General features: G+C 68.4%; 10 protein-coding genes. 5 read left to right on the forward strand and 5 right to left on the reverse strand.

What is annotated here, in order from left to right; all coding sequences use genetic code 11:
- Positions 1-27 precede the first annotated feature (27 nt).
- Positions 28-705, reverse strand: a complete 678-nt coding sequence (locus tag ACFC02_RS16370) for a potassium channel family protein (protein WP_376357044.1) — start codon at positions 703-705, stop codon at positions 28-30.
- Positions 705-1,376 carry a TrkA family potassium uptake protein gene (locus ACFC02_RS16375; RefSeq protein ID WP_360963640.1) on the reverse strand — a complete coding sequence of 224 codons (672 nt, stop codon included), beginning with the start codon at positions 1,374-1,376 and terminating at the stop codon, positions 705-707. Before ACFC02_RS16375 ends, ACFC02_RS16370 begins: the two co-directional genes overlap by 1 nt.
- 540 nt (positions 1,377-1,916) lie before the next feature.
- Between ACFC02_RS16375 and ACFC02_RS16380 the strand changes: the two genes are divergently transcribed.
- From ACFC02_RS16380 to ACFC02_RS16400, 5 genes are all read left to right on the forward strand, one after another.
- Complete coding sequence (locus tag ACFC02_RS16380) at positions 1,917-3,983, forward strand: APC family permease (protein WP_376357047.1); 2,067 nt, start codon at positions 1,917-1,919, stop codon at positions 3,981-3,983.
- A gap of 128 nt (positions 3,984-4,111) precedes the next feature.
- Positions 4,112-5,464 carry a class I SAM-dependent RNA methyltransferase gene (locus tag ACFC02_RS16385; protein ID WP_376357049.1) on the forward strand — a complete coding sequence of 451 codons (1,353 nt, stop codon included), beginning with the start codon at positions 4,112-4,114 and terminating at the stop codon, positions 5,462-5,464.
- Positions 5,465-5,926: 462 nt separating this feature from the next.
- Entirely contained in the window at positions 5,927-7,159 is a 1,233-nt protein-coding gene (locus tag ACFC02_RS16390) for a serine/threonine-protein kinase (RefSeq protein WP_376357051.1), read from the forward strand.
- A gap of 1,096 nt (positions 7,160-8,255) precedes the next feature.
- Entirely contained in the window at positions 8,256-8,645 is a 390-nt protein-coding gene (locus ACFC02_RS16395; protein WP_376357053.1) for a helix-turn-helix domain-containing protein, read from the forward strand.
- Between the two features lie 668 nt (positions 8,646-9,313).
- Positions 9,314-10,741 carry a hypothetical protein gene (locus ACFC02_RS16400; RefSeq protein WP_376357055.1) on the forward strand — a complete coding sequence of 476 codons (1,428 nt, stop codon included), beginning with the start codon at positions 9,314-9,316 and terminating at the stop codon, positions 10,739-10,741.
- Between the two features lie 124 nt (positions 10,742-10,865).
- Here the strand turns inward: ACFC02_RS16400 and ACFC02_RS16405 are convergent, their stop codons facing one another.
- The 3 genes from ACFC02_RS16405 to ACFC02_RS16415 form a co-directional block, all read right to left on the reverse strand.
- The gene (locus ACFC02_RS16405; protein WP_376357057.1) at positions 10,866-11,030 is read right to left on the reverse strand and encodes a hypothetical protein; all 165 of its coding nucleotides are present in this window, start codon (positions 11,028-11,030) and stop codon (positions 10,866-10,868) included.
- 89 nt (positions 11,031-11,119) lie between these two features.
- The gene (locus tag ACFC02_RS16410; protein ID WP_376357059.1) at positions 11,120-11,482 is read right to left on the reverse strand and encodes a hypothetical protein; all 363 of its coding nucleotides are present in this window, start codon (positions 11,480-11,482) and stop codon (positions 11,120-11,122) included.
- 132 nt (positions 11,483-11,614) lie between these two features.
- Positions 11,615-12,321 (reverse strand): IS3 family transposase (locus ACFC02_RS16415; protein WP_376357061.1); only part of this gene is annotated, 707 nt, incomplete at its 5' end.

Here is a 12,321-nt window from a genome sequence, read left to right on the forward strand (position 1 = left end):
CCCTCGTCGTCGTACCCCTCGGGCGGCTCAGCCCTCCGCGTCCTTGCGCCGCACCGACAGCAGGTCCTCCAGCTGCTCCTCGCGGGCCTGCGCGGCCACGAACAGCAGTTCGTCACCGGCCTCCAGCGAGTCCTCCTGCGACGGGGTGAGCACCCGGGTGCCGCGGATGATCGTGACCAGGGAGGTGTCCTCGGGCCACTGGACGTCACCGACCTGGGTGCCGGCCAGCGCCGACTCCTCCGGCAGCGTCAGCTCGACCAGGTTGGCGTCGCCGTGACTGAAGCGCAGCAGCCGCACCAGGTCGCCGACGCTCACCGCCTCCTCGACCAGCGCCGACATCAGCCGCGGCGTGGACACGGCGACGTCCACGCCCCACGCCTCGTTGAACAGCCACTCGTTCTTCGGGTTGTTCACCCGGGCGACGACGCGCGGCACGCCGTACTCCGTCTTCGCCAGCAGGGAGACGACCAGGTTCACCTTGTCGTCGCCCGTGGCGGCGATCACCACGTTGCAGCGCTGGAGCGCCGCCTCGTCCAGGGACGTGATCTCGCAGGCGTCGGCGAGCAGCCACTCGGCCTGCGGGACGCGCTCGACCGAGATGGCGGTCGGCGCCTTGTCGACGAGAAGGACCTCGTGGCCGTTCTCCAGCAGCTCGCCCGCGATCGAGCGACCGACCGCGCCGGCACCGGCAATGGCGACCCTCATCAGTGACCGCTCTCCTCTTCGGGGCCCTCGGCGAACGCCGCCTCGACCTTGTCCACGTCGTCCGTCCGCATCATCACGTGCACGAGGTCGCCCTCCTGCAGCACGGTCTGCGAGGTCGGCAGCATCGCCTCGCCGAGGCGGGTCAGGAACGCCACCCGGACGCCCGTCTCCTCCTGCAGCCTGCTGATCTTGTGGCCGACCCACTTCGGGGACGCGTGCACCTCGGCGAGCTGGACGCCCCCGGTGGGATCGCGCCACAGCGGCTCCGCCCCCGAGGGCAGCAGCCGGCGCAGCATCTGGTCGGCCGTCCAGCGGACCGTGGCCACGGTCGGGATGCCGAGGCGCTGGTAGACCTCGGCCCGTCGGGGGTCGTAGATGCGGGCCGCGACGTTCTGCACGCCGAACATCTCGCGGGCCACCCGCGCCGAAATGATGTTCGAGTTGTCGCCGCTGGAGACCGCCGCGAAGGCACCGGCCTCCTCGATGCCCGCCTCGCGCAGGGTGTCCTGGTCGAAGCCGATCCCGGTGACCCGGCGACCACCGAAGCCGGGACCCAGCCGACGGAAGGCGGTGGGGTCCTGGTCGATCACGGCGACCGTGTGCCCCTGTTGCTCCAGGGTCTGGGCGAGAGCGGAACCCACTCTCCCGCAGCCCATGATGACGATGTGCACGACCGTCCTTCCGGTGTCAACAGCTACTTCTCAGCCCCATCAGGGTCTCAGACAGAGGGACAAGCTACACATGCGCGGTGCGGGGCGGGCACCCCCGTGCCGCATACCGGACGGACGGCGGGGCGTGACGACAGGGCGCCGGTCCCCTCCCGCTCCCGAGGGGACGACGGGGACGGGCCTGTTCCGCTTCCGAGGGTCCGCGCCAGGTCCCTCCCACCCCCGAGGGGACGACAAGGACGGGGTTATTCCGCTTCCGAGGGCCCGCGCCGCGTGATGCTGCGCACGCTGCACACGGTCAGGAATCCGAGGCCGAGCAGCGTGACGGCGGCGCCGATCAGCTCCGCGGTCGGGGGCATGGGACCTCCGGGGGTCGGCGACGGGCGGGGAACGGGCGGCGGGACGGCCGAGTTCAGTCATCTAGGCACGTCCCCGCCCTCACCTGCGGAATCCGTGGCGCCGGCCGCCCCCGAATTCACTCGTGAGGCAGATCTCGGGTGGCAGGTGGGCGAGCCCCAGTTCGAAGGCCTACGATCCTCTGTTGTGTCCAAACTGACCGACGTGCCCAAACGCATTCTGATCGGGCGCGCACTGCGCAGCGACCGGCTGGGGGAGACCCTCCTGCCGAAGCGCATCGCACTCCCCGTCTTCGCCTCCGACCCGCTGTCGTCCGTGGCGTACGCACCTGGCGAGGTGCTGCTGGTCCTGTCCATCGCGGGCGTGTCGGCCTACCACTTCAGCCCGTGGATCGCGGTCGCGGTCGTCGTGCTGATGTTCACGGTCGTCGCCTCCTACCGGCAGAACGTGCACGCCTACCCCAGCGGCGGCGGCGACTACGAGGTGGCCACGACCAACCTCGGCGCCAAGGCGGGCCTGACGGTGGCCAGCGCACTGCTCGTCGACTACGTCATGACCGTCGCCGTCTCGATCTCCTCCGGCATCGAGAACCTCGGCTCCGCGATCCCGTTCGTCGTCGAGCACAAGGTGCTCTGCGCGGTCGTCGTGATCGTGCTCCTGACCCTGATGAACCTGCGCGGTGTGAAGGAGTCGGGCACGCTGTTCGCCATCCCGACGTACGTCTTCGTCGCCGGCGTCTTCATCATGATCCTCTGGGGTGCGTTCCGCGGACTGGCCCTCGGTGACACCATGCGGGCACCGACGGCGGACTACCACATCAAGGCCGAGCACCAGGGCCTGGCGGGCTTCGCGCTCGTCTTCCTGCTGCTGCGCGCCTTCTCCTCCGGCTGCGCCGCGCTCACCGGTGTCGAGGCGATCTCCAACGGCGTCCCGGCCTTCCGCAAGCCCAAGTCGAAGAACGCGGCGACCACGCTGGCGGCGATGGGCCTGCTGGCCGTGACCATGTTCTGCGGCATCATCGGCCTCGCCATGACGACCAAGGTCCACATGGCCGAGAACCCGGCCACCGACCTCCTGCACAACGGCAACCCGCTCGGCTCCGGATACGTGCAGAACCCGGTGATCTCCCAGGTCGCCGAGGCCGTCTTCGGCAAGGGCAGCTTCCTGTTCGTGGTCCTGGCCGCGGCCACCGCCCTGGTCCTCTTCCTCGCGGCCAACACGGCGTACAACGGCTTCCCGCTCCTCGGCTCGATCCTCGCCCAGGACCGCTACCTGCCCCGCCAGCTGCACACCCGCGGCGACCGCCTCGCCTTCTCCAACGGCATCGTCCTGCTCGCGGGCGCGGCGACCCTGCTGGTCGTCGTCTACGGCGCCGACTCCACCCGGCTGATCCAGCTGTACATCGTCGGTGTGTTCGTCTCCTTCACCCTGAGCCAGATCGGCATGGTGCGGCACTGGAACCGCCACCTGGCCACCGAACGCGACCAGGCCAAGCGGCGCCACATGATCCGTTCGCGCGCCATCAACGCCTTCGGCGCCTTCCTCACCGGCCTGGTGCTGGTCGTCGTCCTGCTCACCAAGTTCACGCACGGAGCCTGGGTCGCCCTGCTCGGCATGTGCATCTTCTTCGCGACGATGACGGCGATCCGCAAGCACTACGACCGGGTCGCCGAGGAGATCGCCGCGCCGGAGGAACCGGCCGACGACCTGGTGCGCCCCTCCCGGATCCACTCCGTGGTCCTCATCTCCAAGATCCACCGGCCCACCCTGCGCGCCCTGGCCTACGCCAAGCTGATGCGCTCGGACAGCCTGGAGGCGCTCACCGTCAACGTCGACCCGGCCGAGACGAAGGTGCTGCGCGAGGAGTGGGAGCGGCGCGGCATCGACGTACCGCTGAAGGTGCTGGACTCGCCGTACCGCGAGGTGACACGCCCGGTCATCGAGTACGTCAAGAGCCTGCGCAAGGAGTCCCCGCGCGACGCGGTCTCGGTGATCATCCCCGAGTACGTCGTCGGCCACTGGTACGAGCACCTGCTGCACAACCAGAGCGCGCTGCGCCTGAAGGGCCGGCTGCTGTTCACGCCGGGCGTCATGGTCACCTCGGTGCCCTACCAGCTCGCCTCCTCCGAGGCGGCGAAGCTGCGGGCGCGCAGGCGCCAGGAGTGGAGCGCGCCCGGCGCGGTGCGGCGCGGCCCCGCCCAGGTGCGCAAGGAGCCGAAGGAGTCGAAGGAGCCGTCGGCGCCCAAGGGCTGAGCCCCCAAGCCGTGGCCTGAGCCGTGGTCTGAGTCGTGGCCTCGTGGTGAACGGCCGGACGACACCCACGTAGACTGGTGGGCTGTTGTCCGGCCGTTTCCCCGTTCTCGATCTGGAGTCACCCCACCATGCACGCAGAACCGAAGAACTCGCAGGTGGGGCCGGAGACGGGCTCGCTGGTGGGCCAGGAGTACGAGGTGGAGATCGGCCCGGTGGCCCACGGCGGCCACTGCATCGCCCGCACCGCCGAGGGCCAGGTCCTCTTCGTCCGGCACGCGCTGCCCGGCGAGCGCGTCGTGGCCCGGGTGACCGAGGGCGAGGAGGGTGCCCGCTTCCTGCGGGCGGACGCCGTACGGATCCTCGAGGCGTCCAAGGACCGCGTCGAGGCCCCCTGCCCCTACGCCGGCCCGGGCCGCTGCGGCGGCTGCGACTGGCAGCACGCCAAGCCGGGCGCCCAGCGCCGCCTGAAGGGCGAGGTGATCGCCGAGCAGCTGAAGCGACTGGCGGGTCTCACCCCGCAGGAGGCCGGCTGGGACGGCACCGTGATGCCCGCCGAGGGCGACAAGCTGCCCGCGGGCGAGGTCCCGCAGTGGCGCACCCGCGTCCAGTACGCGGTCGACGCCGAGGGCCACGCGGGTCTGCGCCGGCACCGCTCGCACGAGGTCGAGCGCATCGACCACTGCATGATCGCGGCCGAGGGCGTCAGCGAGCTGGGCATCGAACAGCGCGACTGGACCGGCATGGAGACGGTCGAGGCGATCGCGGCGACGGGCTCCCAGGACCGTCAGGTGGTCCTCACCCCCCGTCCGGGCGCCCGCCTCCCGCTGGTCGAGCTGGACAAGCCGGTCTCCGTCCTCCGCGTCGACGAGAAGACGGGCGGCGTCCACCGCGTCCACGGCCGCCCCTTCGTCCGCGAACGCGCCGACGGCCGCACCCACCGCGTCGGCGCCGGCGGCTTCTGGCAGGTCCACCCCAAGGCGGCCGACACCCTGGTCACCGCCGTCATGCAGGGCCTGCTCCCGCGCAAGGGCGACATGGCCCTCGACCTGTACTGCGGCGTCGGCCTCTTCGCCGGCGCTCTGGCCGACCGCATCGGCGACAAGGGCGCCGTCCTCGGCATCGAGTCCGGCAAGCGCGCCGTCGAGGACGCCCGCCACAACCTCGCGGACTTCCCCCGCGTCCGCATCGAACAGGGCAAGGTCGACTCCGTCCTCCCGCGCACCGGCATCACCGACGCCGACATCGTCGTCCTGGACCCGCCCCGAGCAGGCGCGGGCCGCGCGACGGTGGCCCACCTGTCCTCCCTCGGCGCCCGCCGCATCGCCTACGTGGCCTGCGACCCGGCCGCGCTGGCACGGGATCTGGGGTACTTCCGGGACGGGGGGTACCGGGTGCGGAGCCTTCGGGCGTTCGATCTGTTTCCGATGACCCACCACGTGGAGTGCGTGGCGATCCTGGAGCCGGTGAAGAAGGACGCCTGACCTGGGGTTTTGCGGGTGCGCGGTATGCGCGGTGTGGGCGTTACGGGCGATATCTTGACGCTGAAATGACGCTCGTGACGCTCACTTGACGCTCGTTCTGATGGGGTATCAGTCGATTGTCGGGGAGGGCCAGGCCGCGGCGCGCACCGATGAACAGACGCTCTGCGGCGAAAGCGACGGAGAGCGTCTGTAGCCCGTCGGCTCCGTTTCGCTCTTGTGCGCTCGATGAGGAAGCGTTGCCGACCATTGCCTGAGAAGGCAGTCCCTATCGCCTCGACGCGCGGCTAATATCCAGCTCTCAGGTACCGGCATGTGTCCGGCCTTTGGCCTGCTGCACGTCTGAAGGAGATCGGAAGCCCGGTGAGCAGTGCTCGTTCTGGTGGGCGGGTACTGGCTGCCCACCCCGGTGACCCCAAGCGCGTCGGCCCCTACCGGATTATCGGGCGCCTCGGCTCAGGGGGCATGGGCACGGTGTTCGCCGGTCTGCGGGTCGCGGTCAAGGTCGTCCACCCTGCCCAGGCGGACGACGCGGAGTTCCGGGCGCGCTTCCGCCGAGAAGTCCAGCTCTCCGCCCGTGTCCAGGGCCCCTGCCTCATACCCCTGATCGCGGCTGACGCCGAAGCACCGTCACCGTGGCTGGCCACTGCCTATGCCCCAGGGCTCACCCTCGATCGGTACATCGCCGCGCACGGGCCGCTGGCCGGTGGGACCCTCTACGCCTTTGTTACGGGCACAGCCCAGGCCCTCGCGGCCATTCACGCCGCGGGTGTCGTCCACAGGGACGTCAAGCCGCAGAACGTCATTCTGACCCCGGTCGGTCCCCGAGTCCTGGACTTCGGCATCGCTCATGCCGCCGACGGCACATCCGTGACGCGCACCGGCATTCTGACCGGCACCCCAGGATGGATCAGCCCTGAGCACTACCGCACCGGTACGACGGGTCCCGAGGGCGACATGTTTGTCTGGGGCGCCCTCGTAGCCTTCGCGGCCACCGGTCGCGCGCCCTTCGGCGGGGGAGCCCCCGACGCGGTCGCCTACCGGGCCATGTCCGAGGATCCTGATCTGCGTGGCCTTCCTGGCGAACTCCACGCCATCGTGAGCAGGGCTCTCGCCAAGGAGCCGCGGGACCGAGCCACTGCGTGGGACGCTGCCGAGACATGTGCCGTCCTCCTCGCAGCACAGGCCATACAGGTCGCGCCGACGGGTGCGGAACCGACACTGGTGGGCGATCTCGTCGCTGCCCAGTGGGCCGTCCCCACTCTGGACGACCCGAACTGGAGACGTCCTGCCCGTTCCAGCAGACGACTCATCGGCATCGCGGCGGTGGTGGGCACTGTCATAGGCGGCCTGGCGGGTGGAGCGCTGGCCCTGCAGCCCGACAAGATGGAGACGGCTTCGACGAGTTCCCGTCCTCCCGCCAGCGCATCCCCAGCAAGACTGCCACCATGCCGGCTTCCGCTTCAACCGCAGCAAGCTCCCAGGTTGTGGTGGACGACGCGTCATCCCCTACCCCTGCGAACGCGGACGAGGCGACGATCGCCACGTGGCGTGCAGCTCGTCGTGCCAAAGGAGAAGTGGAGATCGAGACCGAGACCGCACTCGGGCACGACCTCAGCTACGGCATGGGCGAGGACTACAACTACAGCGGTCAGTACGACGTGGGCTACGCCCCGGCCCGGAGAGAGCTCTACATAGCCAATAGCGGCCCGGTCGTGGAGTCACGCGTCGTGCAGGGAGTGGCCAAGAACGTCTGCCTCACCTTGCGCATGATGGCGGGCATCTACAAGTCCCTTCCGTATGACGAGTACGTCCTGGTCGACAACACCACCTCCACGGCGCCGGCGATCGTGTGGGAGGACGACTTCCGCGCCAACACCGGCTGCATCACACAGACCATCGACCGCACCGCCGCCGACCCCGGGCAGGAGCCGAGCTGGCACCCCACCGAAGAAGGACTGGCCGCGGCCCAGATCCCCAGCATCGACAAGTGCGAAATCAGGGTGGCAACCGCAGCGGTTCACCAGCTGTTTGTCGACTGGAACGCCAACTCCCGTCTGTTCGAAGACCCCCGCTACATCAGCGACGGGAACACCAGCATCGGCTTCGCTCCGCACGAAGGCGTGATGTATGTGTGGGCCACGAAGCCCGAGTGGGACCAGAGCACGCGAGAGGAGTGGGCAGAGGCCGCCGCCGGCGTGGCCTGCCGGACTGTTCTCGCGGAATCTCGCGCGGGGCAGGGATGGGGCTACGCGCAGTACGCCGTGGCAGTCCTTGACGGTGCTGGAGGTACGGAGTTCCTTCGCTGGGGCACGGCCGGCAGCTGCACGAGCTGACCTCCCCTCGGTCCTCCATGGTTGCGTCCGGTCGAGGTCAGCCGAACGCGCCGTTTGCAGAAGCCGAACGCAGGACCTTGGGCCTGCCAGCCCAGCGAGTGCACCCCGCTGGGCTGGCATCGAGCTTCGGTGAGGTTCCAACTGGCGCTCTACATCCTTTGGTGCGCCGCGCAGCTTCGCTGCCGAGTGCTTAGAAGGCACTTGGTGGATGGGGGAGTGAGGTGGCTCTGACCTGCGCGAACGGGTCTAGCTGCTGGCTTCCGCGCAAAGCTTCGGGCGTTTTCGGGACGTGCACGCCGTGCCGTAGCAGGGCGTGGTCGCCGTGGAAGTAGGCGCTCCGGTTGGTCAACAGGCAGCGAGGAGGGCCCGCTACGGGATGAACGGTGGGCCTGTCCCGTATCTCCTGGCGCGCTGCCGCGTTTGCTGATCGGTTCATCCCACCAATTGGAGGTATCTCCGTGTCCTTTGACTCTCGCTTCGCCCCCGATGAGAGGGCCCAGTTCGCCGATCTTGTTCTCAACGGAGAGAAGACGGTTCGAGAGATCTCGGACGAGCACCAGATCTCGCGGAAGACCGTGCAGAACTGGGTCGAACGCCGTCGGGCGGAGCTTGGGGTCCCGACCCCTCCCCGAGGGGCCGGCCTGACGATGCCGACACGCGCCCTGGTCCGGATCGAGAAGGCAGAGAAGGCGCGCGGCGAGGCTGAGCAGCGGGCCACCGCTCTGGAGGCCCGCGTGGCCGAGCTGGAGTTGCTGAATCGTCAGCAGAACTCGGACATCGCCCACCTCAAGGGCACGTTGCAGATCTACATGCAGGCCGAATTGTCGGCCTCCGCAGTGGCTGTCTGACGTGCAGCTGCTCAGTTCCGCGTGGTGATCTCAGGCCGATCTGCTGGGGCAGCCCTCCTCAGGGTCACTTGCTGGCGAGTGCTTCTGGCCCCTCGTACCAGCTGGAGGGCCTTTCGAGCCGCCAGGCGACTGCACATCGATTTCGATCGAGCCTGGATGCTTGTCCGTACCTCAGAGCACCCGGACGAACTTGCGTATGTGCTGCATCAAAGCGCGACGGGGGATCGATGACCTTACGGTTGCAGACCCCCACAGCGTGAGTACAACAGCTCTGCCACGAGCCCGCAACGGCCCGTCCCCGCCCTCGGGAGGGGCGGGCCGCACTCATGTCCGGGCTGGACAATCCCCTGGGAACAGGGCTGACGGGGATGCGTCGACATTGATGCTCATGTGTCGATGCTTTCCGGCCGACCGCCGACAACGGGCAGGCTTCGCTCAGGCAGAGGTGCTGCTGAGAACGTCCTCTCGAGATCAGTGCTTCCATCCCACTCGACGGTTTCGTGTGAGTAAGCTGTGGGATCCAGGTCCGGACTCCCGGTAGCACCGGGGGAACCAGCCGAGCGCACTAGTCTTCACCGTCCGGAGGCGCGTCAGCAGCGTGCCCACCAGCGGAACTCCATTCCCTTCCACGCACGTCTCCCGTGCGCCCGACGTCCGGAGTCCTCCGCATGTCTGCTCAGCCGATCCTGGCCGCGCTCCGCGGCTTCCACTGCGAGCACACCCCGAGTAAGAGCCGTGTCCTCGCTCTCGTTCATCACCGAGAAGGCCCCGCCTCATTGCAGGCCGTCCTCACCTGCCGGCAGCCCGAGCTCGCGCAGCAGGCAGTGGGCATCCTCCAGCAGGCCATCACCGATTCTGCCGGTGCTTGGAAGTCTGAGCCGCTGGAGAAGCTCTGCGCCCAGATGCCGGATGCTCCGGCTTCATCTCTCCGCAGCGCCGCGCGGTACGCGCTGGCCGGCGTCTGGCCGTTGCCTCCGGGCAGCTTCCTGAAGTGGGAGCAGCTCACCGAGGACGTTGATGACGACGGGGAGGAGGACAACGACGCCGACGCGGATTCGAGTGCTGCAAGGACCCCGGACGACGCAAGGCTTGCTGACCTGGCTGGGCCGGTTATTCGGGTAGCAGTGCTCCGAGAGTTCCACGTGCACGACCCGCAGGCCGTGCTGAAGGCAGCCAGGGGCGCGGGGTGGGAACCCCTGCCGAGTCAGAGCCCCGAGAGCGACGACCCTCAGGACATCGTCGGGGCCGTCATGTGGCTGGGAGAGTCCGGCGGCGAGATCGACGGCGCGGACACGGTCACGGAGGCGACCCAGGGCATGAAACTGTGCCTCGAAAGGGGCCATGAGGTCGCCGACTGGAGCAAGGAAGCCGTGGTCGCCGACTTCGGTGCGGGCTGGCAATACTCGGCGGCCGTACGACGGGGTGAGCAAGCGAAGCCGTCTAACACGGAGAAGAGTCCAGACTTTGCGGCTCTGTTCGCGACGGAGGCGCCGCACTGCGAGGACCCTGAGTGCGAAGACGACCGCTGCCAGTGGCAGCTCACCCCCCGAACCGCCGATCTCCTCTACACGGAACTGTGCGTGCTCGCGGACCAGGCGTACGACGACAGCGAGGAACTCGGTGACAGGACTGTGGTGCCCGACGAGCAGGAAGGCCACTGGGGAGTGTTCTCCTATCTCCCGAAGCTGACCTTCGCGGCCGACCTCCAGTGGCGCCGGCGGTTCGCCCGGGCCGCCGACGACCTCGCCAGTGACCTCGAACGTGGTGAGTGGCCAGAGCCCACCTGCACGGCCGAGGAGCTTGCCCTCCACCTCGCCATCCGTGACGCCGGCGACCGCGATATCGAAGGCGATGCCGCCGGTGACCACGGGAGGCTGCCCAACCACCGTGACGACTACGACTTCGATGCGTGTTCTGAAGTGTTCTTCCAAGACACTGACGTGCTGATGCTCTACAACGCTCGCTTCGACGGCATCGAGGACCCGGGCGGTGAGACGAACCAGTACATGGGCATCGGCGATCTTCGCGCCGCAGCCTGGTTCGAACCGTTCCTGAACGTCGACGCGCGAGATCCCCGTCGAGGGTTCCGCCGCTGATTGTTCGGCTGTGCTGATGCGCTCCTGCGGGCGGGTCCGGAGGGACTCCCGTCACTGCAGTGGCACGTGACGGAGTTGGTCCCGGCCGCAGTGCAGCCGGGGCCAACGACACTAGTGGGGGCGCTCAGACGGTTCCGGCTGGAGAAGAGAGGGACGTCTTCTCCTTTTTGCCCGCCTGGAGGAGCATGTGCTCCAGCTCTTCGAAGACACCATACGGTTCGCCGGTTTTGAGGATCGCCAGCTTCACATGGTCCAGGAGTCGACGGACCTCTTCGCTACTGGTCCTCATCTCTTCCTCGAGGCACTTCAGGGCGCGCGTTACCTCCGGCCGAGCGGCGGCGTGAGCGTCGGGTAGCCGTGAAGAGCGTCAGTCAGGTCTCAGCCGTCCGGGATGCAGTAGGACGCCTGTGTGGTGTCCTCGACCGAGATCCGCACGACAGGTTCCGTGATCCGTGGCCCGCTGGTGAACTCCACGTCCAGGAAGAGTTTCGATGCTGCGCGGAACACGGCCGTCAGGTCCTGCGCGTGGTCTTGCAGGACGACTTCGGAGATGGTGATCCCTTCGCAGGCGAGACGAATACAGCCGAGAAAGGCAGCAGTCTCAACAGGGCATCGCTTGGGGTCGTAGGTGGAGATGACGCGGCCGTCGTCGTAACGCGCCATGATGGGCAGCTTCTGGCGAGAGCCACCCCGGTGGATGTGGAGCGGCGCGACACGGAGGCTCTCAAGGAGTTGCGTCATGAGCAGGTCTCCGTCCGCCGCCAGCTCCGTCGGGCGAAGTCTTGATGGTCGCCGCTGTGGCCGTGCTGTTGGGTGCACGGGAGGCGATCGAGGAAGGGGCCTTCCCCCGTGATGGTGGACACGCGTCTTTGATCACGCGGCGAGCGTGAGTTTAGCGGCGTGGTGTCGGCGTTCGTATTCGTTGGGGCTGAGGTGGCCGTTGGCGGAGTGCCGGCGGCGGGTGTTGTAGCGGGTCAGCCAGGCGAAGACCGTTCTTCTGCAGCTGGTGGCGTCGCCGTAGCCGTGGGCGCCTCGGAGGGTTTCGCGTTTGAGGGAGGCGTGGAAGCTTTCGCAGGCCGCGTTGTCCGCGCTGGTGCCGACCGCGCCCATGGACCGGGCGACCCCGAGGTCGTCGCAGAGGCCGGCGAAGGTTCTGGAGCCGTATTGGGCTCCGTGGTCGGAGTGGAACATCGCCCCGTCCAGGCCGCCGCGGGTCGCGGCCGCCATTTTCAGGGCGTCGGCGACCAGGCTGGTGCGCATGTGGTCGGTGATGGACCAGCCGACGACCTTGCGGCTGAAGCAGTCCAGGACGGTTGCGAGATAGAGGAACTGTCCGTTCTCCAGGGGGAGATACGTGATGTCGCCCATGTATTTCCGGCCGGGTTCGGCGGCGGTGAAGTCCCGCTGGAACAGGTCCGGAACGAGCGTGGCGGCCGGGTCCGGGACGGTGGTGCGGACACGTCTGCGCAGGCGGATGCCGGTGATCGAGAAGACCCGCATGACCCGGGCGATCCGTTTCTCGTTGACCCGCAGACCCGTCTCGCGGAGTTCGGCTGTCACCCTTGGTGAACCGTAGGCGC

Origin of the sequence: Streptomyces sp. NPDC056160 (assembly GCF_042268205.1) — a bacterium.
Lineage (GTDB): Bacteria > Actinomycetota > Actinomycetes > Streptomycetales > Streptomycetaceae > Streptomyces.